The organism is Methylorubrum sp. B1-46 (assembly GCF_021117295.1).
Classification (GTDB): Bacteria; Pseudomonadota; Alphaproteobacteria; order Rhizobiales; family Beijerinckiaceae; genus Methylobacterium.
The window spans coordinates 1,456,156-1,480,150 of sequence record NZ_CP088247.1; the positions used below are offsets into that span (position 1 = coordinate 1,456,156).

Consider the following 23,995-nt stretch of genomic DNA (forward strand, 5'->3'; position numbering starts at 1 on the left):
TGTGGTCCACCCGGCGATCGCTCGCCGGATGCGTCATCGGAGCGGATCGGCGAGCCCGGTCAGGTCTCGCGGAAGCTCTTGTTGATGGATTCGAGGAAGGGCCGAACGAGGTAGTCGAGGGCCGTCCGTTCCCCGGTCAGGATGAACACCTCGGCCGGCATGCCGGCCACGAGTTCGAGGCTCGAATTGAGTTCGCGGATCTTGGCCGCGTCGACCTCGACCTTGGCGATGAAGTAGCTCTCGCCGGTCCGCTCATCGGTCATGCGGTCGGCCGAGATCGAGCGAAGGCGGCCGTCGATCTGCGGCAGGTTGCGCTGCGCGAAGGCCGAGAAGACGACCTTGGCCCCCATGCCGGGCCGGACGACATCGACGTCGATCGGCCTCACCCGCGCATCGACGATGAGACTCGCCTTCTGGGGAACGATTTCCAGGAGCGCCTCGCCCGGCCGCACGACGCCGGATTCCGTCGTCACCCGCACGTTCATGACGATGCCGTCGATCGGCGCGGTCACGAGGGTGCGGTCGAGGACGTCCGTGCGCGCCGGCAGCTTGCTGCGCAGCGAGGCGAGTTCGGCGCGGACCGTGTTGAGCTCCTCGTTGACCTTCTCGCGGTCCTGCTGGCGCATGGTGAGGAGTTCCATCTCGGCCTCGCCGACCGCCTGCTTGTTCTTGGCGATGCGGGCGAAGTTGCTGGCGCGCGCGCCGCCGAGCTCGGCCTGCACCCGTTGCAGCGACAGGAGCCGGGGGAGGCGCTCGAGGCCCTGGCGCAGCAGGGTCTCCACCGTCGCGATCTCCTTCTTGATCAGCGCCTCCTGCTCGTTCTGGGAGGCGATGACCTGGCGCAGCCCCTCGCTCTCCTCGTGCAGCTGCAGGATGCGCTGTCCCAGGATGCGCTCGCGCCCGGCCCGGGTCTCGCGACGGCTGATGAAGAGGGTCTCCTGACCGCGCAGGGCGTTCGCCAGGGCGGCCTGATGGATCATCGGCGCGTCCTGGGGGGGAATGGCGGACGCGCCGGCCTGCTCCGCCAGCAGGCGCGCCTCTATGGCCAGGAAGTGCACAAGGCGCTCGCTCAGTTCGGCCATGTTGGCCCGCGCGAGCGTGTCCTCGATGGTGACGAGCCGGTCGCCCGCGCGCACCAGATCCCCCTCGCGCACATGGATGCGCCGGACGATGCCGCCCTCGAAGTGCTGCACCGTCTTGCGGTGCCCATCCGGGCTGACGAAACCGGGAGCGACGGCCGCCCCCGCCAGGGGGATGGCGGCCGCGAGCGTCGTGCCGCAGCCGAACACGAGCAGGATCGTTGCCCAGCCGAGGCGCCTGGGTGCCTGCACGTACTGGGACAGAGCCTCCGCATCGTCGTGAGCGCCGTCGCCTTTGCCGGCCTTGGCACTTTTGCCGACCTTGGCACTCAGGAGGAGGGCGAGGGCGCAGGCGCCCAGCAGCAGCGCGAGGCCGATCGCGGGGTCGAGGCCGGTCTCGCGCAGAAGCGCGAGCGGCGGATCGATCCACGCCTCACGCAAGCCTGTGGCCGACGGGCGCTGCGCCGCATCGCGAAGGGCTGGCGCAGACGGATTCATTCCCGCGCCGAATAGCCCGGCGGCCGCGGCCATACCGGTGACGAGAGCCAGGAGAAACACGGCAAAGCCGCCGATCCGGGTCTTGCGCGACGCGGAGCCAAAGGCGCGGCGGGCCAAGGCCCGGCAGCCCGCACCGAGGAGAACGAGGCCTGCCACCGCCGCCAGCTTCGTTGCGAGAAGCGGGGCCGCGGCGAAGGCGGCGTGGACGTCAGCCAGGGTCGTCCCCACGAGGCCCGCGAGGCCGTCGAAGGTGGCCTGAGCGAAGGATTGCACCGGCTTCAGCAGGGCCTCGACGTCGGCTTGGAGGCCGGACTGCGCCGAGGGCTGTGCGTGCGGTTCGCCGGACAGGGCGGGCGCCGGGAAGAATGACAGGAGGGCGAGCATGGGATCGGCCTTCGACAAAACACGCGGCGGGTCACTCGGCGGGGGCAGCCGCGGCGAAGGGTGCGGCGGCAAAGGGAGCGGCGGCGAAGGACGCGGCGGAGGATGCCGCCGCGGGTCCGGCCGGCGCGTTCCGGTGCGCAGGGGCCGTCGCCTCGTCGCGCGGCTTGGGCACCATGAGGTGCTTGAGCACCTCGTCGCGCGGACCGAACGCGCCCACCGCCCCGTCGCGCAGCACGAGCAGCGTGTCGGCGGTGCGCAGGGCGCCGGGCTGGTGCGCGACGATGACGACCGTGCGACCCAGGCGCTTCAGCTCGATCAGGGCGCGATTGAGCGCCTGCTCGCCGTCGCCGTCGAGGTTGGAGTTGGGCTCATCGAGCACGACGAGGACCGGATCGCCGTAGAGCGCGCGGGCGAGGCCGATGCGCTGGCGCTGCCCGCCCGACAGCCGGTTGCCGAGGCGACCGACATCGGTGTCGTAGCCCTCGGGCAAGCGAAGGATCATCTCGTGCACGTCGGCCAGCATCGCCGCCCGCGCCACCCGCTCGGCATCGACGGCGCCCATGCGGGCGATGTTCTCCGCGACCGTGCCGGGGAACAGATCGACCTGCTGGGGCAGGTAGCCGATCGAGCGGCCGAGCTGCGTCGGGTTCCAGGCGGTGATGTCGGCTCCGTCCAGGCGCACATGCCCCGCGCTCGGCGTCCAGGCGCCGACGATGAGCCGGCAGAGGGTCGACTTGCCGGATCCGGAGGGGCCGAGGATGCCGCAGGTCGTGCCCTGCTCGATGCGGGCATCGATGCCGCGCAGCACCGGCTCCACCGCGCCGGGGGGCGCGTAGCGCACGGCTTCCATGTCCAGGCGCCCCACCGGCGCCGGCAGATCCATGGGCCCGGCATGGTCCGGCAGGGCGTCGAACAGGGCGCGGAGGTTCGTGTGCGCGGTTCGGGCGGAGACCCAGCTCCGCCACGCGGTCAGCGCCCGCTCCACGGGCGACAGCGCGCGTCCCAGGATGATCGAGGCGCCGATCATGCCCCCCGATGTCAGCTGGCCGCGCAGGACGAGGAGCGCGCCGACGCCGAGGATGACGATCTGCAGGCCCAAGCGGAGCGCCCGGGTGAGATTCGAGATCGTCTCGGTCACGTCCTGCGTGCCCTGCGCACCCGCATGGACGGCGCCCTGCCGGTCGCGCCAGCGGCGCAGCATCGGATCCACCATGCCGAGCGGCTTCAGCGTTTCGCCGTGCTCGACCATCTGCTGCGCGCTGAACTGCAACTGGCGTGCGTCGCCGGCGGATCGAGCCGAGGCGGAGCGGGTCAGCACATCGTTGAGGACGGCAAGACCGAACAAGATCACGGCACCGGCGACTGCGACGGCCCCCAGGGCGGGGTGCATCAGCCAGATCACGACGATGAAGATCGGCATCCAGGGGGCGTCGAGGAAGGCGAGCAGGGCCTCACCCGAGATGAAGGTCTTCAAGTCCCCCACGTCGGAGGCGCTCGCCTCGCTCCGGACCCCCGCGAGCCTCGCGTCGACGCCGCGCCGGATCACCGGCTGCGACAGCCGCTGCTCGACCCACAGACCGGTGCGCGCCAGGACACGACGCCGGGCCTGCTCGATGACGGCGTAGGCGGCGATGCCCAGGAGGGCCGCGATGGTCAGCCACAGCAGCGTATGCAGCGAGCCGCTGGCGAGCACCCGATCGAAAACCTGCATCATGTAGATGCTGCTGATCAGCATCAACAAGTTGACCGCGAGGCTGAACCACATCACGGGCATCACTTGTCGGCGCACTTGGCGCATACAGTTCTGAAAGACGCCGTCCATCGCCATTGTCGTACGCTCTACAGCAGAATGTTGATCGACGTTTTGCAAGAGAACAGGTGTGCCCCTGATCAGCGCACAGGGACAGACCTGCGCTGACGGACATGACTTCCCGATTTGTGACGCGGCGAAGCATCACAATCGATGGTGGGGACAAGCGGCTGCAATCCGACCGCCCCATACTGTCAATCTGGATTTTTCCTCCCGCCCTTGGACGGTTCCCTTGTTCGTTATTCTGATCTGAGCCGGACGGTGTCCACTCCGCACTACCCAAACGGGGAGAGCCAATAATAATCTTTAACCAAATTTTCACCTACGTAGTCATCAAAGCCGTCGGCGCGCCTGATCGGCCACACCAAATCTCGCAAAGCCTGAAGACCAGACCTCAGCAGCGCCGCATGGTCGCGACAAAACCCCACAATCAATTGTTAAGGTTTATTCAGCCCCGAAATCGGATGGCTCGCACACCTACTTCGGGCAGCGCGACACTGATAATCCACTGAGCAAACCGACGAGATCGGCCTGCCGGTCCAATCCGGTCTTCGCGAACACGCCCTTGAGATGGAACCGAACGGTACCCACGGTGACACCGGTCTTGACGGCGATCTCTTCGAGCTTCTCGCCGGCTGCAATGCTGCGGGCGACGCGCGCCTCGGCCCCCGTCATCGCGAAGAGCTTCTGAAGCACATCTTCCTTGGGCACCGCCGGCCGGACGACGCGCGTCACGAGCACGAGAAAAGTCGGCACCGCGAGGGGGCCTGAGATCAGGTGGTCGTCGTCCCTGATGACGTGCATCAGGAGGGGAGAGAGTTCGCCCTGGGCCGGGATGGGAATGAAGTGCTGAGACGGGGCATCCGCGGCTGGCTCTCGGAGACTTGCGGCCAGTCGTGTCAGCGCAGCGACGATCCGTCCGTCGCGCATGCCATCCACCGACTGGCCCAGTCTCGCCGGCTCCGACCTCAAACGTCCGGATTCGGGAAGGTAGGGCCGGAATGCACGATTGCTCCGGGCGACCTCAAGACCAGCCCCCATCGCGATCGCGGCCGCGATCCCGAGATAATCGAACATCTCGACCGTGATAGAAGTGCTTTGCTGGGCAATCTTTGAAAGTACATTTATTGAATTGCCCAGCTCCATCCCGAGGTGGGAAAGTTTTTGCCTGATCGATGAAATGTCAGAGCGCAATGTGAGAGGAAACTCGAAGAAGCACACCACGCGGCGGTCCGCATCGAACACGAATTCGGAAAATGAATACAATCGTCCATCTTCAGCATGGGCGCAGTTCGGCGCCAGGTAGACCGCTTCGGACGGATTGATGGAACGAAGAGTACAAAGATGCCAGCCGTCGCTTTCTCGCTCCCGACAACTCGACAGGATGATCTTGGAGATTGCCTTCAGCGCCGACATGTTGCCCCGATCGGGCATCATCGTCGACGTGACGATGCGTTCGATCGCTCGATCCCCCCCATCCAGCAGACCGATCCATCCCCGTTCCGCACCAACGAATGAAACGATCTTGTGGAGCACCTCGGGCCGAGCCAGTTCCGAAATGTCGATACCGAAGGAAAGCCCGTCTGCGTAGTTTAACTCTGCCCTGCTCATCTCACAGGCCGCTTCCGCATCCAGATTATGACATCGCGCACATATCTATATCGGAACCCCGCCGGCAATTTTTAGGAACATACAGATTTATCCACACCAAAACAACATTGATTTATTATAACTTCCTGACGCGCACTGCACTTAAGCAGTTGGTATTTTGATTCGCACGCGTCGCATCATCTGAGTTGTCGGTATTCTACCGCAGCTGCAAGCATAAGGGCTTTTCAAGTCGGCCGACGCTCAAGTTCAGTCTAATCGTAGCTCGGGGACCAGCTCCGTCTTGAGAGACAAATCTTGGGATCGGAACGGCTACGGTCGCGGGGCGAGCTGATCGAAGGGGGGGACAGCTCAGAACTCAGCCATCGGGGTAGCCTGCATCGCGCGCGCAGGACATCCCGATGGCTGATCCATTCGAACCAAGCGGCGCATCACGTCTGTGAGTGCTTCGACCTTTCCCTGTACAAGAGTTTGATCGGATATGCTCTCGCTCCTGTCCGGCGAGAAAGGAGGTGTCGGGCGTGATTTAGCGTCTTCCGAAGGGTCCATGGGGCCAAGCCACGCAGTTCGCCACGCGGTTCGAACGCGGATGGCTCATCCTTCAGCCGGGAAGCACGCTTGAAGGCTCGTCAGCTCATTGATAGCTTCCTACTCGTATGATTTCGGGGCCTTGGGCGTGTTCGTTCAGGGGCGAAGCGGACAGGCTGAGATGGCCGACGAGACTTTGCGCCAGTTGCGGCTGGCCTACACCCACACCCTTCTGCTCTCCGGGCGCCAATGGCGGCGGCTCGCCAATACGGCGACGGAGGCGCATGGGATTTCCGAGGCGAAGGCGCTGCCGCTGGTCCTGATCGGGCGCCTGGGGGGTGAGCCGCGCCAGAACGCCCTGGCCGAGGCGGTGGGAATCGAGGGACCGTCGCTCGTCCGCCTCCTCGACCAGTTGGAGGCGGCCGGTCTCGTCCGGCGCCGGGAAGACCCGAGCGACCGGCGCGCGAAGGTTCTGAGCCTGACCGCCGCCGGTGAAACCGTCGTCGCCCGGATCGAGGCCGACCTCGACCGGCTGCGCGAGACCACCTTCGCGGGTATCAGCGCCGCCGACCTGGAGGCCGGCCTGCGGGTGTTCCGGGCGATCCAGCGTCACGCTGGCGGCGTGGACCCGGAAGCGGCTCCGGAAACGGGCCCACGGGAGTTCCGGGGATGACCCTTCCGGGCTGGCGCGACTGGGTCTTCTCGCTCAAGACCTTCGGGGCCGGCATGCTGGCCCTGTACCTCGCGTTCTGGATCGACCTGCCCAAGCCCTATTGGGCGCTCGGCACAGTTTACATCACGAGTCAGGTGCTGGCCGGCGCCACCCGCTCCAAGGCGCTCTACCGGGTGCTCGGCACGCTGCTCGGCGCCGTCGTCTCGGTCGTCCTCGTCCCGAATCTCGCCAACGCGCCGGAACTGCTGACGGTCGCGATCGCGCTCTGGGTCGCCGTCTGCCTCTACGTCTCGCTGCTCGACCGCACGCCGCGCAGCTACCTGATGATGCTCGGCGGCTACACGGCGGCCCTGATCGGCTTTCCCAGCGTGGCCGAGCCCGGCACGATGTTCGACACCGCGGTGGCCCGCGCCGAGGAGATCACCCTCGGGATCCTCTGCGCCAGCCTCGTCAACACCGTCGTGCTGCCGCAATCGGTGGCGCCCGCGATCGCGGCCCGGCTTGACCTGTGGCTGCGCGGCGCGCGCGGCTGGGTGATCGAGATTCTCGATCGGAGCCGCACGGGGGAGGACAATCAGGCCAGGCGCCTGCGGCTCGCCGCCGAGGCGGTCGCGTTCGACGCCCTGGCGACGCCGCTGCGCTACGACATGACCGGCGCCGAGCGCTCGGCCGAGGCCATGGCGACGCTCCGCCAACACATGCTGATGTTCCTGCCCATCGCCTCCGCGATCGCCGATCGCATCGAGGCCCTGGAGCGGGCGGACGCCCTGCCTCCGAGCGTGCGTGGCCTCCTCGACGCCGTGGCGGCCTGGCTCGCCTCGGGCACGACCGATCCGGCGCAGGCCGAGCGCCTCAAGGTGCAGGCGAGCGCGCTCGAGCCGGACCTCGCCGGGCGCGCCTCCTGGAACGACCTCGTGCGCGCGAGCCTTCTGGCGCGCCTGGGCGACTTCATCGACCTGCGCCAGGACGCCCGCCTCCTGCAGCGCCACCTTGCCGAGGGGACGCCGGTGTCGGAATCCCTCGCCTTCCGCTACACCGCCTCCGCACGCACGATCCGGCACCGGGATCACGGCATGGCGTTCCTCTCGGGCATCGGCGTGTTCCTTTCCATCGTGCTCACCTGCGCGATCTGGATCGCCACCGGCTGGCCCGACGGGGCCGGCGCCCCGATGATGGCGGCGGTCGGGTGCAGCTTCTTCGCGGCCCAGGACGACCCGGCACCATTCATCGTCAGCTTCGCCAATTCCGCGATTCTCGGCGCGCTCGGCGCGGGCGCCTACCTGTTCGCCATCCTGCCGCTCGCGACCACCTTCGAGATGCTGGCGCTGGCGCTCGCGCCCGGACTCCTGCTCTGCGGGGTCTTCATGGCGCAGCCGAAGACAGCCCCCCTGGCGATGGGTGCCGCCGTCAACGGCTCGGCCATGATCGCCCTCCAGGGCAGCTACACCGGGGAGTTTGCGGCCTTCACCAATTCCGCGATCGCCGTCATCGTCGGGATGTGGTCGGCGGCCGTCGTCACGCGCCTCGTCCGCTCGGTCGGTGCTGGCTGGTCGGCCCGGCGTCTGCGGGCGATCAACCGGCGCAGCCTCGCCGAAGCCGCGGAGCGGCGCGGCGCGCAGAACGGCCTCGAACTGGCGGCGCTGATGCTCGACCGCGTCGGGCTGATCGCGCCGCGCCTCGCCGCCCTGCCGCCGGACGACGCCGAATGGACCGCGGACCTCCTGGCCGAGGTGCGCGTCGGCATCAACGTGGTCGAACTGCGCCGCGACCGGCGCCGGCTCTCGACCCCGGCGCGCGGCGCCGTCGAGGCGCTTCTCGCCGCGCTGGCGCACCACTTCAGGAGCGCAGCGGCCGAACCGCCGCCCCGCCTCCTCGACACCCTCGACGGGGCGCTCGATGCGGTCTCGGCCGATGCCCGGCAGGCGGCCGGGCGCGCGGCGCTGATGGGCCTCGTCGGCCTGCGCCGCGGCCTGTTCCCGGATGCACCGCCCCACAATGCCTCCCCCCCCATCCTCGAACCGGGTCTCGCGGCATGACGGGCGAGTTCGACCTCTACGGCGTGTTCGTGCCGAGCCTCGCGGCCTGGATGCTCGTCGCCTTCGCCATCAGCGTTCCGCTTCGGCGGATCCTGGCGGGACTCGGCCTCTACCGCCTCGTCTGGCACCGACCGCTCTTCGATCTCGCCCTCTACGTGATCCTGCTCGGCGCGGTCGTCGCGGTGGCGGTGCCGCTCACCTCCTGAGCGGGCAAGCCCGCCCGCCGCTCCGCGCCTCCCCTGTTCGGACCCATCCCATGCCCCGGTTCCTTGCCCTCACCTTCCGCCTCGTCGTCACGCTCGGGATGGTCGCCGTCGCCGTCGTCGTTGGCCTGGCGCTGTGGGACTACTACATGGAGGCCCCCTGGACCCGGGACGGGCGCGTGCGCGCCGACGTGGTCGCGGTCGCCCCCGATGTCTCGGGCCTCGTCACCGAGGTGCTGGTCCAAGACAATCAGGTGGTGAAGCGCGGCGACGTGCTGTTCCGCATCGATCCCGACCGCTTCGCCCTCGCCCTGCGGCAGGCGGAGGCGATGGTGGCGGGCAAGCAGGCGACGATGGAGCAGGCCTCCGCCGACTATGCCCGCTACACCAAGCTCAGCGACGCCGCCGTGTCGCAGCAGAGGGTCGAGGCGGCCCGTGCGGCCGACCTGGAGGCCAAGGCCGCCTACGGGCAGGCGAGCGCCGACCGGGATCTCGCCCGGCTCAACTTGGAGCGCTCCGCCGTGAAGGCCTCGGTCAACGGCCGCATCACCAACATGGAATTGCGGCCCGGCGCCTACGTCACCACCGGCCGGGGCGTGATGGCGCTCATCGACAGCGACACAATCCGGGTCGAGGGCTATTTCGAGGAGACCAAGCTACCGCGCATCCATGTCGGGGATCGGGCCCGCATCCGGCTGATGGGCGAGCGCGCCACGCTGACGGGCCGGGTCGAGAGTTTTGCGGGCGGCATCGAGGACCGCGAGCGCACCGCCGGCTCCAACCTGCTCGCCAGCGTGAACCCGACCTTCGCCTGGGTGCGCCTCGCCCAGCGCATCCCGGTCCGGATCAAGCTCGACAGCGTCGCCGACGAGGTCCGGCTCGTCTCCGGCCGGACGGCGACGGTCTCGGTCGAGCCGGAGGGGGAGGCGCCGGGGTTCGACCCGCTGCGGCTCTGGCGCGGGGAGCCGGCCGCCCCCTCGCCCACCGGTGCGCGTTGAGGGGCTTGCCGCTTGGGCGCCCCTGCCCGCGTCGGCCCTCCGTGCCCTTTCCCCGCTACCGCGGGCCCGAGCCCGAGGCGCCGGGAGCGAGCCAGTGGCCTGCGGCGGCCAGCATCGTCTCCACGCCGGTGCGCAGAGTCGGATCGAGGACCGGAGCGTATTCCGGCGAATGGTTCGACGGGAGCGCGTTGAGGGTTCCGGCCCGCTCCGCCTCGGCGTAGAGCGCCGGGTCGGTGCCGCCGACGAACCAGAACACCGAGGGCGCGTCCCAGGCGCGGGCGAGCACGGTGAAATCCTCGCTCGCCGCCGCGCTGCCGGCGGGAAGCACCCGCTCCGGCCCGAGGCGCCGCTTCAGGGCTTTGCTCACCTGCTCCGTGGCCTCGTCGTCGTTCACCGTCAGGGGGAACTGCCCGAGCATGGTGATGAGGGGCGGCTTCGGGGCTCGGGAGATCGTCGCCTCGCCTTCGACGACCCGCTTCACCGACGCGAGCACCTGATCGCGCACGCGATCGTCGAAGGTGCGGATGTTGAGCTGGAGTTCGGCCTGATCCGGAATGATGTTGGCGCTCGTCCCCGCCTGCATCGAGCCGACCGTGACGACGGCCCCCTCGGTCATGGCGACCTCGCGCGAGACGATGGTCTGGAGCCGCATCACCGTCGCGGCGGCCATGACGACGGGGTCGACGGTCGATTCCGGACCGGACCCGTGTCCGCCGCGCCCGTACAGCGTCACCTTGAGGCTGTCGCTCCGGGAGAGGACGGGGCCGCTCTTGAGGCGAACCTGCCCGGCGGGAAACGGCAGCACGTGCTGGCCCAGCACCACGTCCGGCTTCGGGAAGCGCTTCACCAGGCCGTCCTCGACCATGGCCTTGGCGCCCTCGCCGATCTCCTCGCCGGGCTGGAACACCGCCATCACCGTCCCGCGCCAGCCGTCGCGATGGGCCGCCAGGATCTGGGTCGCGCCCATCAGCCAGGTCACGTGCAGGTCGTGGCCGCAGGAATGGGCGATGGGGGAAGTTCGGCCGGAGGCCGGGTCGGTCCCGGTCCGGGTGCTGGCATAGGGCAGGCCGGTATTCTCCTTCATCGGCAGCGCGTCCATGTCCGCGCGCAACAGCACGGTCGGCCCGTCGCCGTTGCGCAGGAGCCCGACGACGCCGGTGCCGCCCACGCCCTCGGTGACCTCGAAACCGAGATCCTTCAGCCAGCGGGCGGCGATGCCGGCGGTGCGCCGCTCCTGCATGGAGAGTTCGGGATTGGCGTGGAGGTCCTCGTAGACGCTCCTCAAGGTGGCGAGCTGCGCGTCCGTCGGGCCGGGCAGATGCCCCGCCTCGGCCCAGGCGGGTGCCGCGCCGGAGAGGATCGTCAGTGCGAGGAGCGCGGCCCGTGCCGGCGCGCCGCGAAAATCCCGAACAACCATTGGGGTCCTCCTTCAGCCGATCCGCGGGACGGCGCCGTTCGACGATGCGTGTCTTGGATACGTGTTTTGGAGAGAGCCTCGCGCGCGGCGCGCGGGGACCGTTCCGTTCAAGAATAGGGGCGGCGGGCGCGAGGACGATATCGCGGCAGCGTCCATCCCAGGCGGAGGGAGAGCGCCCGCAGGAGCAGGGCGACGAGGAAGCCGGAGCCGAGGGCGAGTTCCCGCGGCGCGCCGAGCGCGGCCAGGGAGACGTAGGTGAGCGCACCGGCGCCCGCCGCCGAGGCGTAGATCTCCCGGCTGAGGATCACCGGGCTGTCGCCTCCGAGGAGATCGCGGATCACGCCGCCGAAGGTCGCGGTCACCACGCCCATGACGACGGCCACGGCGCTGCCGGCCCCGGCCTGGATGGCCTTCTCGGCGCCGGCTACCGCGAAGAGCGCGAGACCTAGGGCATCGAGCCGGACCAGGGTGCGGTAGCGGGATTGCGGGATATGCGCAAAGAAGAACACGGCACAGGAGATGCCGAGGCACGCCAGGAGCGCGCTCGGCCGCTGCGTCCAGAACACGGGCGATCCGAGCAGCAGGTCGCGGAGCGTTCCGCCCCCGATCCCCGTCGCGGTGCCCAGCACGGCGAAGCCGACGAAGTCCATCTCCTTGCGGGAGGCCACCAGGGCACCGGTGATCGTGAAGACGATCAGCCCCAGCCAATCCAGGGTCGCAGTCGCGGTCTCGAACATCGTTCTCAGTCCATCGGGGGTCTGGGTTTCGTCAGCGGGCAGCGAGGAAGGGCGACGCGCTATCCTCTTGTCTTCGCATCGCCCCGAAAGCCGGTGGCCACCTTTCGGGTCGAAGCCCTACGCCCTTGTCTTGTCACGCTTTCTCTCGACGAACCGGCACCCGCTTCGTCGGAAAGCGCTCTAGCGGAACAGCAGCACCTGGTTGTCGGAGCGGGTTGGGCCGTCCCACTCGCGCTGCACCATCACCTCCGGCTGCGCGGTCTTCACGACGACCGTCGTGCCGAGCGGAACGCGGCCGTAGAGGTCGTGGATGTCCTCGTTGAGGAGGCGGATGCAGCCGGATGAATCGGTGCCGCCGACGGTCCAGGGCTCGTTGGTGCCATGGATGCGGTAGAGCGTGTCGCGGTCGCCCTGGTAGAGGTAGAGCGCGCGGCAGCCGAGCGGGTTGTGGATGCCGGGCTCGACGTAGCGCGGGGTTTCGGGCCGCCGCTTCAGCATGGCCGGCGTCGGGCGCCAGCCCGGCCATTTCGCCTTGCGCTTGACCACCGCGACACCCGACCAGGTGAAGCCGGCCCGGCCCACCCCGATGCCGTAGCGCAGGGCGGTCCGGTCCTCGCGGACGAGGAAGAGGAAGCGCTGGTGCGTGTCGACGACCAGCGTGCCGGCGCGCTCCGGGCCGTCGTAAATTACGATCTGCCGACGGTACTGCGCCGGAACGAGGGTCAGATCGACCATCGGCACGTTGAAGGGCTCGTCCGGGATCTCGCCGATGAACCACGCGTCGCGGTTCGCGGCCGGTTCGACTGGTTCCGGAGCCTTGGGCTCCGGGGCGGAGTCCCAGAAGAAGGCGTGCGCGCGGCCCGGGGCCAGGAGGGCGGCGGCGAGGAGAAGGGAGCGGCGGGTGGCCGGCATCGTCGTGGCTCCAGTTCGTGGTTCGCGGATCCGCGCATCTTCGGACCCGCGCGGCCGCGCCGAACGGGCGGCAGCCGGGCAAGCGTCGGCATTCCGGCGCGAAGGCCGAGCCGGCCGGTCGCGCGGATCGAGAGGGAGGATCGAGGGAGACGTGAGAGGCCGCCTCGCGGCCTGCGGGTCAGCCTATGGGTCCGTCATGGCGAGAGGCCTCCGAGGTCGGTTCGCACGCGCCGTGCATGCGAGCCCCCTCTGTCATCGGCCTGAGAGTTTCGCCCGGCCCCGATCAGGGCCGCGACTTACACCATCGGCGGGAGCGTCCGCTCCGCTTTCCAGAGTGTTGAACGACGAGCGGTCCGGGTGCCTGAGAGTTTCCGGGGCGGTTGCTCCTTCGGCGGCCGGTTTGCACCGGCTCTCTCCCGCGCGTCGCTGACTTGACCGTTCTATCGCCCGACGGTCGGCTTGGCCAGTCAATTCGTTAGCTTGCGATTTAATTGGTGCGGTACGACACACGAACGAGCGCCGGGCGGGAGCCGCCACGGAGCCGTTCTCCCGATAGGTACGACCGGCCTGACGAAGGGCACCGCGTCGGTCGGCAATGGCCCTGCTTTCCGCCGGTTCTACTTCGGCAAGGTGCGGTCCATGTTCCACAGGTTGAAGGCGCGCTCGCCGAGCATCGTGTCGAGGCCCTCTTCCTGGATCGCGTCGGGCACCCGCAGCGTCCCGAACCGGTCGAGGCCCTTCAGGATGCCGAAGGTGACGAGGGCGGCATAGGCGCCGACCACAGTGACGGCGAGGAGCTGGACGCCGAACTGCTCCAGGCTCGCCGAGACCTGATTGATGTGGGGGCTGGCGAGGACGCCGACGAGCAGCGCGCCGGTGAGGCCGCCGACGCCGTGGGCGCGCCAGACTTCCAGCGTGTCGTCGATCCTTAACCAGCGCTGCACGTATTTGGCGAAGTAGCAGGCCGTGGCGCCGATGGCACCGATCGCCAGGGCGGCGATGGGCTCGACATAGCCCGAGGCCGGGGTGATCGTCGCGAGACCCGCCACGGCGCCGACGAGGACGCCCGAGAAGGAGGGGTGCCGGGTCTCGCGCCATTCCCAGAACATCCAGGTCAGCATGGCGATGGAGCCGGCGAGCATGGTGTTGGTGAAGGCGTAGGCCGCCAGCGCGTCCGCCGCGTAGGCGCCGCCGGCATTGAAGCCGAACCAGCCGAACCACAGCAGGCCCGCGCCGAGGGCGACCAGCGGCAGACTGGCCGGCGCCGCTTCGGACTGGCCCTCCGCGAGCTTGCGCTTGCCGAGATACTTGGCGGTCGCCAGCGCCGAGAACCCGGCGGAGGTATGGATGACGATGCCGCCGGCAAAGTCGGCGACGCCGAGCTTGGCCAGGAAGCCGCCGCCCCAGATCCAGTGCGCGGCCGGCAGGTAGACGAGGATGGTCCAGGCGGTGATGAAGAACAGGTAGGCGCCGAACCGAAAGCGCCCGACGAAGGCGCCCGTCATCAGGGCCGGCGTGATGATGGCGAACATCATCTGGTAGGCGAAGACCATGATGAAGGGGATGTTCGGCGCGTAGACGGGGTTGGGCTCGATGCCGACCCTGTACATCCCGAAATAGGTGGCGAAATCCCCGATCGTGCCGCCGATATCGGGGCCGAAGGCGAGGCTGAAGCCGCCGAACACCCAGATCACCCCGACAACGCCGATGCAGACGAAGTTCTGGATCATCACCGACAGCACGTCGCGCTGCTTGACGAGGCCGCCGTAGAACAGCGCTAGGGCCGGCGTCATCATCAGCACCAGCGCGGTACAGATGAGGATGAAGGCCGTGTCGCCTGCATTGATGCCGTGCATCGCCCGCTCCTTGATCGTGTTCTTCGGAAATGTCGGGGCGGCGCGGTGCCGGGCGTCACCGCGCGGGGCTCACCGGACGGGCCGGGGTCCCCTCGTCGAGCATGTGATCGGCGACCGGCGCGTGCGGGTGGGGCGCCATCAGGCGCTTAGGCGCGATGAACAGGTACATCGTCAGAACGTAGGGGGCGGTGAAGGACGGGATGCCGGCCGGCGCGACGAGGGCGTCGAGGGCGCCCTGGACGAAGACGGTGGTCACCGTGGCCAGTCCCGCATAGACCGCGACCCGCGGTGAGGGCTGCAGGAAGATCACGCCGACGGCCATCGCCGTCAGGACCGGGCTGAAGCCGTAGAGGCCTTGGCTCACCGCGGATGGATCGGCGCCCATCGCGAGCGCGACGACGAGGCTGACCAGCGATCCGGCGACGGCGGCGATCCCGGCCGGCACGGAAGCGATCAGGATGCCGACCAGGATGATGGCACCGCTCACCGCGCTGCCGAGCAAATAGACCTGCGCGATGTTGCGAAAGAAGATCGCGACGAGATCCGCCGGCCCCGGAATGCCGGCGGCGCCCCGCACGAGGTCGGCGGCGAGCCGGGGTGCATCGCCCGTCACCTGCAGGCGGCCGAAGGAATAGGCGGCGGCCACCATCAGCCAGCCGGTCAGCACGAAGGGGCCGGTCGAGCCCGGAATGCCCCACTTGTCGGTGAGCGTCGCGCTGAAGGCGGCGGTCAGCACCGTGCTCGCCGCTGCGCCGATCACGATCGCGGCCCAGAGCTGGGGCGACGACGCGATGAAGGTGGGCAGCGCGGCGCCGACGAGGATGCCGTTGAAGCCGTAGAGGCCGGAGGAGACGGAGGGTGCGTCGCAATCCAGCAGCCGCGCGGTCAACGTCGCGACGAGAACCCCGAGCGCCGCCCCGATCGTGGTCGCCCAGTTGCCGGTGAGCGCGGAGGCATAGGCCATCGCGACGAAGAACAGCAGGCCGGTCGCCGCGTTCTCCATGAAGAAGACCTGGCTCGCTCCGCGCAGCGACTGGACGAGAAGGTTGGGGTTCGCGCGCGGCATCTTTTCGGCCTTCGCTCAGCGCCAGTAGGGTTCGGCGGGAAGGGTGCGGCCGCGGGCCTCCTCGCGCACGATGCGCCAGAACCGGCGGACCTCGTGGCGGACGTCGTAGCTCTCGACCCCGACCGCGCGCAGCATCAGCCCGGCGGCGTTGGGCAGGCGGCTCACACCGGAGACCGCCCGCGGCGCCTCGCCGGAGAAGTTGGTCTCGAACCGCGCCTTGATGCGCGTGGCGGTCTCGGGCGGCGTCACGCAGAGGATGTTGGCGAAGGCGTCGAAGCCGCGCATCACCCCCGCGAAGCCGATCGTCGGGTCGCCCCGCTCGATCAGGATCTTTTCCGCAAACAGCTTGCGCCCGTCGGGCCGGCGGAGAGCCACGTCCATCGACAGCAGATCGAAGCCGAAGCGTTCCTCGGCATGGTGATGCTTGCGGCCCGCCAGCACCATCTCGCCGTAGAGAAGCGTGGCGCTTTCCGCGACGACGATCTCCGTGCGGGAGAGGAAGCGCGAGCCGCGATAGGGGATGGTGACGTCCGGCAGGTATTCGAGATAGCCGCCGGCCGCCACCGTCACGCTCTGGTGCTGCGCCGCGTAGTTCGCGTCCATGCAGTGGATGCGGTTGGCGCCCTGCGTCGAGACGTGCGCGCAGGCGCCCTCCCCCACCGCGATCTCGATCGTGTAGCGGTCGCCCTGGAGGATGCCGCCCCCGACCGAGATGATCGGGCAGACCGGCAGCTCCGGCATCGCCTCGTCCCAGTGGAGCGCCTGCTGCACCAGCAGCGGGGCAACCCGGTAGAGGTCGTGCAGGTCCGAGCGCCCGTCGCGCAGCGCGAAGCCGAGGCGCAGTTGTCCGACCTTGCCGGGCGCCCCCGCCCGCATCTGCGCCGGCTCGGTCTGGAACCCGCGCAGTTCACGCGCCCCGTCGAGACGGCCGAGGGCTTCGTGGAGCGCCATGGCCTCAGGCGCTCGCCGCGAGCGGGCGGTCCACCGCCCTGTCGGACGGCGCCCGATCGACGGGTGCCAAATTGGACAAGGCCACATCGGACAAGGTCAAGTCGAACAGTGCCAAGTCGAGGATGAGCTGGAGGAGGTCGTCGACCCCCTCGCCGGTCTTGCAGTTGGTAAAGAGGAACGGTTTTTCGCCGCGCATGAGCTTGGAATCGCGCGCCATGACGTCGAGGCTCGCGCCGACATAGGGGGCAAGGTCGCGCTTGTTGATGACGAGGATGTCCGACTGGCAGACCCCGGCGCCGTTCTTGCGGGGGATCTTGTCGCCCGCCGCGACGTCGATGACGTAGATGTAGAAGTCGGCGAGCGCCGGGCTGAAGGTGAGCGTGAGGTTGTCGCCGCCGGACTCGATCAGGATCACGTCGCTGTCGGGATACTTCTCTTCGAGTTCCTCGACCGCGGCGATGTTCATCGACGGATCCTCGCGCACCGCCGTATGCGGGCAGGCCCCGGTCTCGACGCCGACGATCTTCTCCTCGATCAGCACGCCGTTGAGGGTGCGTCGCACCTGCTTGGCATCCTCCGTCGTGACGACGTCGTTGGTGATGATCAGCGGCTTGATGCCCCGCGCGATCAGGCGCGGCGTGATCGTCTCGATGACCGCGGTCTTGCCCGAGCCGACCGGGCCGCCGATGCCGATACGGGTGATCTTCTTCATCTCTACTTCCTTTGCCGCACTCAGTTCATGAACAGGCGCACATGGACCGTGGTGTGATGGGCAACGAGAACGTCGAAGACGGGGGCGAAGGCCGCCATCTCATCGAGGGCGAGATCGCGCACGGCGAGGTAGTCGTCCTGAACACGCCCTTGCGCGGTGAACAGGATGCGCTGGGTCTCGAAATGATCGATCCGCATCAGCCGCAGCGCCGCGCTCAGGATCATCGAGGCGATGCCGTACTGGTGGACGACGAAGGCCTCGCTCTCGTCGGCGCCGAGACCGGCGAGCGCGATCGCCTGGCCGACCGGCAGGCAGCCCGGCGTGGCCTCCGAGCGGATGTCGGCGAGCCAGCGCGCCAGCATCGGTGACGGGGTGATCCTGAGCGCCAGTTCGGCGAACTTCTTGCCCATCCGCGTCAGCATCAACTGCTGCTCTTCGCCGACGCGGCGGCAGAGCAACTCCTGGTCGGCGGTGATGAGGCCGGGATCATCGTCCGTCAGGGCGGCGCGATGGGCATGCAGCAGCGCGACGCCGTCCACCCGCGCCGTCTGGTGCAGGACGAGTTCGACGAAGGACAGCAGGCTGTCCGCATCGCGGACGATCCCTGTCTGAACCGCGGATTCGAGCCCGTTGGAGAAGGCGAAGGCGCCGACCGGCAGCGTCGAATCCGACCATTGCAGCAGGCGCGCGAGATGCGCCGTGCCGTGGGTCGCGAGACGGGCCCTCGGCTCACCGTGCCGCATCACGCCACCGGACCGGGCCGGTGGTGATGCGTGTGCGCATGACCGTTCGCATGCCCGTGATCGTGTTCGTGCGCGTGGTGATGGGCCTCGTGCTGATCGTGGGCATGCGCCCCGGCGTGATCGCCGTGATGGTGGTGCGGGGTGGCGTCGGCGCCGGCAAACAGCAGCCGAACCTCCTTCGCATCGAGCTTGGCCGCCACCTCCTCGCCCGGAGCGAAACGGGTCTTCACATGCGCGAAGGCGTGGGTGCGCATCACCGAGGCCATCACCTTCTGATCGACCGAGAGCGGCACGTAGACCGTCGATCCCTTGATCACCGCCGGCCAGTGCTGGTTGCCGAGGCCGTGCCCGAGTTCGAAGCAGGCGCGCAGGATCTCGTGCGGCGCGAGGCGCTCCAGCCCCTCCAGCTCGATCACCAGCACGTCCTTGAGGGCGATCCGGGCGACGACGATGAGGCCGCGCGCCGCGTTGTAGTGGAGCACGTCGCCGTCGTGCAGGTGCTCGGCGCGCGGCAGCGAGACCGCCAGCTCGATCCCGCTCTCGCTCGCCTTGCGCAGGCGGCTCTTGGGCGCCTCCCACTGCTCCAGCACCAGCGGATCGATCCGGGCGTGCCGCGCGCGCTCCTGCCAGAGCGGATCGCCGAGATGACCGAGCTTGTGTTCGACGAGGATCATGCGTCCCTCCCAGACGGCCGCGCTCAGGCGCGGCGCAGACGTTTCCCGGATAGGATCCCGAGCCAAACCGCGGCGTAGCCGACGGCGAGGCTGGAGAGGCCGTAGAGAACCGCGAGGCCGGCCTGGCCCGGCGCCGTGGCCTCGGACAGGATGCCGAAGACGAAGCTTGAGAAGGTCGACATCCCGCCGCAGAAGCCCGTGCCGACGAGCAGCATGAACTCGTCCGAGACCCGGCCGAGGCGGTGAAGTCCGAAGGCGGCGCCGAGGCAGAACGAGGCGACGACGTTGGCGGTGAAGATATCGAGCGGAAAGGCGCCGCTCTGCTGAGGGATCAGCAGCATCAGGAATTCGCGGGTGATCGCGCCGAACCCGCCACCGATGAAGACGAAGACGGCCTGCGCGCCCATCCCGAGCCCCTATGCCCGCGCCAGGGCCACGCCCGCCGCCGCGGCACAGAGGCCGAGGCCGACGGAGGCGACGAGGTAGAGGGCGGCGAGCGCGTGGCGATGCTCCATTGCCATCTGCGCCGTATCGAGCTGCATCGAGCTGAACGTGGTGTAGCCGCCCAGAAAACCCGTCAGCACCAGGGACGCCATCATGTCCCCGTGGCGATGCTGCCAGCCGAACGCGAAGGCGGCGGACAGGTAGGCGATGGCGAAGGCCCCCGTGACGTTGATGAGAAACGTGCCGAACTTGAAGCGCGCCGGGATCGCACGGTCGATGACCCCGCCGAGCCACCAGCGCAGCAGCGAGCCGGCACCGCCGCCGAGACACACCCACATGATGTCGATCGGTTTCATCAGCGCATGCACCGAGTCTTGAGCCGGCGGCGGGACGTCAACTGAAGAAGTGAAGCTGGGCGAGGGGAAGGTGGGTCGCCGGCTCGATCGTGGCGTGCTGGCCGTCGACGGTGACCGCGAAGGTCTCCGGGTTGACCTCGATGACCGGCAGGCGGTCGTTGCGCACCATCGACGCCTTGGTCAGCGTGCGCGTGCCGTAGACGGGCATCACCTTGGAGGTCAGCGCGTAGCGCTCGGCGATGCCGGCCTCGTAGGCGGCATACGAGGTGAAGGTGACGCGGGTCTTGGCCACCGCCGGGCCCATGCCACCGAACATCGGGCGGTAGACCACAGGCTGCGGCGTCGGCAGCGAGGCGTTGGGATCGCCCATCACCGCCCAGGAGATCATGCCGCCCTTGATCACCATCTTCGGCTTGGCGCCGAAGAAGGCCGGCTCCCACAGGACAAGATCGGCCATCTTGCCGACCTCGACCGAGCCGATCACGTGCGAGACGCCCGCGGTGATGGCCGGATTGATCGTCACCTTGGCGACGAAACGCAGGACGCGCTGGTTGTCGTTGCCCGACGCGTCGCCCGGATAGGCGCCGCGCCGCGCCTTCATCACGTGGGCCGTCTGGATCGTGCGCGCCCAGTTCTCGCCGACGCGGCCCATGGCCTGGCTGTCGCTCGACAGGATCGAGATCGCACCGAGATCGTGGAGGACGTTCTCCGCCGCGATGGTCTCGGCCCGCACGCGGCTCTCGGCGAAGGCGACGTCGGTGGGGATCTTCGGGCTGAGGTTGTGGCAGACCATCACCATGTCGAAGAGTTCGGCCTGGGAATTGATGCCGTAGGGCATGGTCGGGTTGGTCGAACTCGGGAGGACGTTGGCGATGCCCGCCACCCGGATGATGTCCGGTGCGTGCCCGCCGCCCGCGCCTTCGGTGTGGTAGGTGTGGATCGTGCGCCCCTCGAAGGCGGCGATGGTGCTCTCGACGAAGCCGGCCTCGTTCAGGGTGTCGGTGTGGATGCAGACCTGGACGTCGTGGTCGTCGGCGACGGTGAGCGCCATGCGGATCGCCGCCGGCGTGCTGCCCCAATCCTCGTGGACCTTCAGGCCCATCGCGCCGGCGCGGATCTGCTCGTCGATCGGCAGCGGCGCCGAGCCGTTGCCCTTGCCGTGCACGCCCGCATTGACCGGCCACGCGTCGAAGGAGCGGAGCATCATCTCGATGTTCCAGGTGCCCGGCGTGATCGTGGTGCCGTTGGTGCCGTCGGAGGGGCCGATGCCGCCGCCGAACAGCGTCGTCACGCCGTTGCTGAGTGCAGCCTGCGCCTGCTGCGGCGAGATGAAGTGGACATGCGCGTCGATGCCGCCCGCGGTGAGGATGAGGTGCTCGCCGGAAATGGCGTCGGTGCCCGGTCCCAGCGCGAGGCCCCGCGTCACCCCCGGCATCGTCGCGGGATTGCCGGCCTTGCCGATCCCGACGATCAGCCCGTCCTTGATGCCGAGATCGGCCTTGATGACGCCGAGCACCGCATCGACGATGGTGACGTTGGTGACCACGAGATCCGGCGCGCCCGCCGCACTGGTCAGCTCGTTGTCGTAGCCCATGCCGTCGCGCAGCGTCTTGCCGCCGCCATAGACGGCCTCCTCGCCGTAGACGCGCAGATCCTTCTCGATCTCGATGTAGAGATCCGTGTCCGCGAGCCGGATCCGATCGCCCGTCGTCGGCCCGTACAGATCCGCATATTGCCGCCGCGAGAGTTTGGTCATCCCAGCGCTCCAGGTCCGGCTGAAGTGGTAAGCGGAAGCATCGTCCTCTCCCGAAAGAAAATCACCTTTCGGGACGATGCGCTGTTCTCTCGTTTCTGCATCGTCTTCTCCCGAAAGCCGGGAACCACCTTTCGGGACGATGCTTAAGGCTTGTTCTTGAACCCGTAGCGGTTCACGCGATCGAGCGCGTCGGCCAAGCGCGGGCGGTAATCGTCGTAGCTCTCGTCGCCGACCCAGCCGTCGACGAGGCCGTTGAAGCCGAGCACCCGCTGCTTGCCCTGATAGGGCACCAGCGAAATCTCCTTCTCGTCCCCCGGCTCGAACCGCAGCGCGGTGGTGGCCGGAATGTTGAGCCGCTTGCCGAAGGCCTGCGCGCGATCGAACTCGAGCGCGGCGTTCACCTCGAAGAAATGATAGTGCGACCCGACCTGAATCGGACGGTCACCCGTATTGCGGACCTTGAGCGTCGTCGTCGGGTAGCCGGCATTGATCTCGATCTCGCCGGAGCCGAAGACGATGCCGCCAACGGGCGCCTTCTTCTGAGCAGGACTCATCGCGGCCTCTCCTCACACCTCGGAATTACTTGATGGGAGAATGGACGGTGACGAGGCGGGAACCGTCGGTGAACACCGCCTCGACCTGGACGTAGGGAATCATCTCCGCGACCCCCTCCATCACGCTGTCGCGGGTGATGGTCTTGCCTGCGAGTTCCATCACCTCCTCCACCGTCTTGCCGGCCCGCGCGCCCTCCAGGGCCGCGACGGAGATCAGCGAAACGGTCTCGGGATGGTTGAGCTTGAGACCCTGGTCCTTACGGCGCTGCGCCACCTGCGCGAGCATGTAGATCAAGAGCTTGTCGGTTTCGCGCTGAGTGAAGTGCATAGGCAGCCTCCCGAGCGAATGCAGCCGGCCCGAACAGCCACATGAGCGGCAGTCAGGAAAGTTCTCTCTTTTCAACCTGCAGCAGCATCTTCTCTCACAAGGAAAGCACCTCCGCAAGACCGAGTTATTACTTTCTCGATTGTTAAATTCTGACTTTTGATAGCCTAACACCGGAAAACATTCAGATGATATTGCATCGAAGGCTCCGCCTTGGACTGCTTTCAGAACGTCTTCCATCGAGACCGCAAAAGGCTGATCGGTCCACGAATCCACGGATGGAAGTTGTATGCGGCTTCGCTCGGCCTCCGCGTCCCGCCGGCGTCGGCGCGCCCCTGCCGCGGCCGACGCCAGGGTTGTAGGGACCGCGTTTCCCGCCATGGGGCCGCCGGGCAGTGGCCGATGCGCGCCGGAAGGACCGGACCGGAGAAGCGGACAAGTTCGTGCGGCCGGCCGCGTCCCGCCGCTTCCGGCGGAACCTTCGTCCCGGGTCACGGGCTATCCCGAGGCGGCACGGGCGCGCGGCCCGCATCGGCCGGAACGGCCGCGAAGCCGGCGGAGCGTGGAGCGGCGCGGCTTGAGCAATCGCGATATCATCGTCATCGGCGGCTCGTCCGGTGCCACGGTTCCGCTGAAGGCCATCCTCGGCGCCCTGCCGCAGGATCTGCCGGCGGCGGTCTTCATCGTGCTGCACATCCCCGCGCGCAGCCTCGGCCTGCTCGCGACCGTCACCTCGGCGGTCGCCCACCTTCCGGTCCACCCGGCCGCCGACGGCATGGCGATCCGGCCGGGCAACGTCTATCTCGGCGTTCCCGATCATCACCTCATCCTCGACGAGGGTCGGATCAAGCTCGGGCGCGGCCCCCGCGAGAACATGGCCCGGCCCTCGATCGATCCGCTGTTCCGCTCGGCGGCCGCGGCCTACGGCCCGCGGGTGATCGGGGTGCTTCTGAGCGGGCTGCTCAACGACGGCGCCTCCGGTCTCGAAGCGATCCAGCGCTGCGGCGGCGTCACGCTGGTGCAGGATCCGGCCGAGGCGGTCGCCGACGAGATGCCGCGCAGCGCCCTCTCGATCATGGAGGTCGATCTCACCCTGTCCGCGGCCCGCATCGGCGACGTCCTCTCGGACCTCGTGCGCGACGCCCCCGGCCCGCGCCGGTCCGTCCCGCCCGAGATCCGGCTCGAGGTCGACATCGCCGCGGGGGAGCGGATCGACAGCGACGTCCTGCGCCGTATCGCCGACCCCTCCGCGATGTCCTGCCCGCATTGCGGCGGCGTCCTCTCGGAGGTGCGGGACGGCAGGCCGCTGCGCTTCCGCTGCCAGGTCGGCCATGCCTACACCGCCGAGGCCGTGGCCAAGCAGCAGGAGGGGTCCATCGACGAGGCCCTGCGCGTGGCCCTGCGCATCATCGAGGAGCGGGCCGAGCTCGTCCGGCGCATGGCCGGCGACGGGCGCAAGGCCGGGCGCCCGGCCGTCAGCGCGATGTACGAGGAGCGCGCCGCCGAGTACCGCCGCTACGCCGACGTGATCCGGCGGGCCGTCCTCCAAACCCTGCCGTCACCGGAGCCGACGGACGACGAGGGCGGACAGGAGGCGTAGCATGCGCGCTTCGGCGAACGCCTCCTCGCCTCATTTGAGGCTGGCCAGCGCACGCCGCATCGTCCTACAGGCTGG

The 23,995-nt window shown here is 68.6% G+C and carries 22 protein-coding genes and 1 riboswitch; of the genes, 5 read left to right on the plus strand and 17 right to left on the minus strand.

All coding sequences use genetic code 11. The features are described from left to right. Window positions 1–59: 59 nt before the first annotated feature. From LPC10_RS06850 to LPC10_RS06860, 3 genes are all read right to left on the minus strand, one after another. Window positions 60–1,961, minus strand: a complete 1,902-nt coding sequence (locus LPC10_RS06850) for an HlyD family type I secretion periplasmic adaptor subunit (protein ID WP_231346020.1) — start codon at window positions 1,959–1,961, stop codon at window positions 60–62. Window positions 1,962–1,992: 31 nt separating this feature from the next. After that, a complete protein-coding gene (locus tag LPC10_RS06855; RefSeq protein WP_231346021.1) occupies window positions 1,993–3,783 on the minus strand; it encodes a type I secretion system permease/ATPase in 1,791 nt (596 codons plus the stop codon). A gap of 465 nt (window positions 3,784–4,248) precedes the next feature. After that, window positions 4,249–5,382, minus strand: coding sequence for a helix-turn-helix transcriptional regulator (locus LPC10_RS06860; RefSeq protein ID WP_231346022.1), 1,134 nt, complete (start codon window positions 5,380–5,382; stop codon window positions 4,249–4,251). 706 nt (window positions 5,383–6,088) lie between these two features. On the opposite strand from LPC10_RS06860, the gene LPC10_RS06865 reads away from it, so the two are divergent. The 4 genes from LPC10_RS06865 to LPC10_RS06880 are packed head-to-tail and all read left to right on the plus strand — an operon-like array spanning window position 6,089 to window position 9,817. Continuing rightward, window positions 6,089–6,580, plus strand: a complete 492-nt coding sequence (locus LPC10_RS06865; protein WP_231346023.1) for a MarR family winged helix-turn-helix transcriptional regulator — start codon at window positions 6,089–6,091, stop codon at window positions 6,578–6,580. Then, entirely contained in the window at window positions 6,577–8,616 is a 2,040-nt protein-coding gene (locus LPC10_RS06870) for an FUSC family protein (protein ID WP_231346024.1), read from the plus strand. Before LPC10_RS06865 ends, LPC10_RS06870 begins: the two co-directional genes overlap by 4 nt. After that, complete coding sequence (locus LPC10_RS06875; RefSeq protein ID WP_231346025.1) at window positions 8,613–8,822, plus strand: DUF1656 domain-containing protein; 210 nt, start codon at window positions 8,613–8,615, stop codon at window positions 8,820–8,822. The genes LPC10_RS06870 and LPC10_RS06875 overlap by 4 nt, the downstream gene beginning before the upstream one ends. Before the next feature lie 50 nt (window positions 8,823–8,872). After that, a complete protein-coding gene (locus LPC10_RS06880) occupies window positions 8,873–9,817 on the plus strand; it encodes an HlyD family secretion protein (RefSeq protein ID WP_231346026.1) in 945 nt (314 codons plus the stop codon). Window positions 9,818–9,872: 55 nt separating this feature from the next. Here LPC10_RS06880 and LPC10_RS06885 read toward each other — a convergent pair whose 3' ends face one another. From LPC10_RS06885 to LPC10_RS06950, 14 genes are all read right to left on the minus strand, one after another. Beyond that, on the minus strand, window positions 9,873–11,234 hold the full coding sequence (locus LPC10_RS06885; RefSeq protein ID WP_231346027.1) for an amidohydrolase: 1,362 nt from the start codon (window positions 11,232–11,234) through the stop codon (window positions 9,873–9,875). A 107-nt stretch (window positions 11,235–11,341) separates the two neighbouring features. Beyond that, window positions 11,342–11,971, minus strand: coding sequence for a trimeric intracellular cation channel family protein (locus LPC10_RS06890; protein ID WP_231346028.1), 630 nt, complete (start codon window positions 11,969–11,971; stop codon window positions 11,342–11,344). A gap of 180 nt (window positions 11,972–12,151) precedes the next feature. After that, complete coding sequence (locus LPC10_RS06895; RefSeq protein WP_231346029.1) at window positions 12,152–12,883, minus strand: L,D-transpeptidase; 732 nt, start codon at window positions 12,881–12,883, stop codon at window positions 12,152–12,154. A gap of 339 nt (window positions 12,884–13,222) precedes the next feature. Then, window positions 13,223–13,312: riboswitch (glycine riboswitch) on the minus strand. 188 nt (window positions 13,313–13,500) lie between these two features. Further along, window positions 13,501–14,739 carry an ammonium transporter gene (locus tag LPC10_RS06900; protein ID WP_231346030.1) on the minus strand — a complete coding sequence of 413 codons (1,239 nt, stop codon included), beginning with the start codon at window positions 14,737–14,739 and terminating at the stop codon, window positions 13,501–13,503. 55 nt (window positions 14,740–14,794) lie between these two features. Next, window positions 14,795–15,805: an urea transporter gene (gene yut / locus LPC10_RS06905; RefSeq protein ID WP_231346031.1), complete on the minus strand. Its 1,011-nt coding sequence runs from the start codon at window positions 15,803–15,805 to the stop codon at window positions 14,795–14,797. A 15-nt stretch (window positions 15,806–15,820) separates the two neighbouring features. Further along, a complete protein-coding gene (locus LPC10_RS06910) occupies window positions 15,821–16,756 on the minus strand; it encodes an urease accessory protein UreD (RefSeq protein WP_231346032.1) in 936 nt (311 codons plus the stop codon). Between the two features lie 4 nt (window positions 16,757–16,760). Further along, complete coding sequence (ureG, locus tag LPC10_RS06915; RefSeq protein WP_231346033.1) at window positions 16,761–17,468, minus strand: urease accessory protein UreG; 708 nt, start codon at window positions 17,466–17,468, stop codon at window positions 16,761–16,763. Window positions 17,469–17,488: 20 nt separating this feature from the next. Beyond that, entirely contained in the window at window positions 17,489–18,211 is a 723-nt protein-coding gene (locus LPC10_RS06920) for an urease accessory protein UreF (RefSeq protein ID WP_231346034.1), read from the minus strand. After that, on the minus strand, window positions 18,211–18,885 hold the full coding sequence (gene ureE, locus LPC10_RS06925; RefSeq protein ID WP_231346035.1) for an urease accessory protein UreE: 675 nt from the start codon (window positions 18,883–18,885) through the stop codon (window positions 18,211–18,213). The genes LPC10_RS06920 and ureE overlap by 1 nt, the downstream gene beginning before the upstream one ends. Before the next feature lie 23 nt (window positions 18,886–18,908). Next, window positions 18,909–19,292: a fluoride efflux transporter CrcB gene (gene crcB / locus LPC10_RS06930; RefSeq protein ID WP_231346036.1), complete on the minus strand. Its 384-nt coding sequence runs from the start codon at window positions 19,290–19,292 to the stop codon at window positions 18,909–18,911. Window positions 19,293–19,301: 9 nt separating this feature from the next. Beyond that, entirely contained in the window at window positions 19,302–19,685 is a 384-nt protein-coding gene (locus tag LPC10_RS06935) for a CrcB family protein (protein ID WP_231346037.1), read from the minus strand. Window positions 19,686–19,722: 37 nt separating this feature from the next. Further along, entirely contained in the window at window positions 19,723–21,441 is a 1,719-nt protein-coding gene (locus tag LPC10_RS06940) for an urease subunit alpha (protein ID WP_231346038.1), read from the minus strand. Between the two features lie 143 nt (window positions 21,442–21,584). Beyond that, window positions 21,585–21,995, minus strand: a complete 411-nt coding sequence (locus tag LPC10_RS06945) for an urease subunit beta (protein WP_231346039.1) — start codon at window positions 21,993–21,995, stop codon at window positions 21,585–21,587. 25 nt (window positions 21,996–22,020) lie between these two features. Next, window positions 22,021–22,323 (minus strand): urease subunit gamma, encoded by a 303-nt coding sequence (locus tag LPC10_RS06950; RefSeq protein WP_231346040.1) that lies wholly within the window; start codon window positions 22,321–22,323, stop codon window positions 22,021–22,023. Between the two features lie 574 nt (window positions 22,324–22,897). Between LPC10_RS06950 and LPC10_RS06955 the strand changes: the two genes are divergently transcribed. Beyond that, window positions 22,898–23,920, plus strand: coding sequence for a chemotaxis protein CheB (locus LPC10_RS06955; RefSeq protein ID WP_231346041.1), 1,023 nt, complete (start codon window positions 22,898–22,900; stop codon window positions 23,918–23,920). Window positions 23,921–23,995: the final 75 nt, after the last annotated feature.

Coding starts and splice junctions, on each gene's coding strand:
- LPC10_RS06850 (WP_231346020.1), bottom strand. CDS start 1,961: ATGCTCGCCCTCCTGTCATTCTTCCCGGCGCCCGCCCTGTCCGGCGAA.
- LPC10_RS06855 (WP_231346021.1), bottom strand. CDS start 3,783: ATGGACGGCGTCTTTCAGAACTGTATGCGCCAAGTGCGCCGACAAGTG.
- LPC10_RS06860 (WP_231346022.1), bottom strand. CDS start 5,382: ATGAGCAGGGCAGAGTTAAACTACGCAGACGGGCTTTCCTTCGGTATC.
- LPC10_RS06865 (WP_231346023.1), top strand. CDS start 6,089: ATGGCCGACGAGACTTTGCGCCAGTTGCGGCTGGCCTACACCCACACC.
- LPC10_RS06870 (WP_231346024.1), top strand. CDS start 6,577: ATGACCCTTCCGGGCTGGCGCGACTGGGTCTTCTCGCTCAAGACCTTC.
- LPC10_RS06875 (WP_231346025.1), top strand. CDS start 8,613: ATGACGGGCGAGTTCGACCTCTACGGCGTGTTCGTGCCGAGCCTCGCG.
- LPC10_RS06880 (WP_231346026.1), top strand. CDS start 8,873: ATGCCCCGGTTCCTTGCCCTCACCTTCCGCCTCGTCGTCACGCTCGGG.
- LPC10_RS06885 (WP_231346027.1), bottom strand. CDS start 11,234: ATGGTTGTTCGGGATTTTCGCGGCGCGCCGGCACGGGCCGCGCTCCTC.
- LPC10_RS06890 (WP_231346028.1), bottom strand. CDS start 11,971: ATGTTCGAGACCGCGACTGCGACCCTGGATTGGCTGGGGCTGATCGTC.
- LPC10_RS06895 (WP_231346029.1), bottom strand. CDS start 12,883: ATGCCGGCCACCCGCCGCTCCCTTCTCCTCGCCGCCGCCCTCCTGGCC.
- LPC10_RS06900 (WP_231346030.1), bottom strand. CDS start 14,739: ATGCACGGCATCAATGCAGGCGACACGGCCTTCATCCTCATCTGTACC.
- yut (WP_231346031.1), bottom strand. CDS start 15,805: ATGCCGCGCGCGAACCCCAACCTTCTCGTCCAGTCGCTGCGCGGAGCG.
- LPC10_RS06910 (WP_231346032.1), bottom strand. CDS start 16,756: ATGGCGCTCCACGAAGCCCTCGGCCGTCTCGACGGGGCGCGTGAACTG.
- ureG (WP_231346033.1), bottom strand. CDS start 17,468: ATGAAGAAGATCACCCGTATCGGCATCGGCGGCCCGGTCGGCTCGGGC.
- LPC10_RS06920 (WP_231346034.1), bottom strand. CDS start 18,211: ATGCGGCACGGTGAGCCGAGGGCCCGTCTCGCGACCCACGGCACGGCG.
- ureE (WP_231346035.1), bottom strand. CDS start 18,885: ATGATCCTCGTCGAACACAAGCTCGGTCATCTCGGCGATCCGCTCTGG.
- crcB (WP_231346036.1), bottom strand. CDS start 19,292: ATGGGCGCGCAGGCCGTCTTCGTCTTCATCGGTGGCGGGTTCGGCGCG.
- LPC10_RS06935 (WP_231346037.1), bottom strand. CDS start 19,685: ATGAAACCGATCGACATCATGTGGGTGTGTCTCGGCGGCGGTGCCGGC.
- LPC10_RS06940 (WP_231346038.1), bottom strand. CDS start 21,441: ATGACCAAACTCTCGCGGCGGCAATATGCGGATCTGTACGGGCCGACG.
- LPC10_RS06945 (WP_231346039.1), bottom strand. CDS start 21,995: ATGAGTCCTGCTCAGAAGAAGGCGCCCGTTGGCGGCATCGTCTTCGGC.
- LPC10_RS06950 (WP_231346040.1), bottom strand. CDS start 22,323: ATGCACTTCACTCAGCGCGAAACCGACAAGCTCTTGATCTACATGCTC.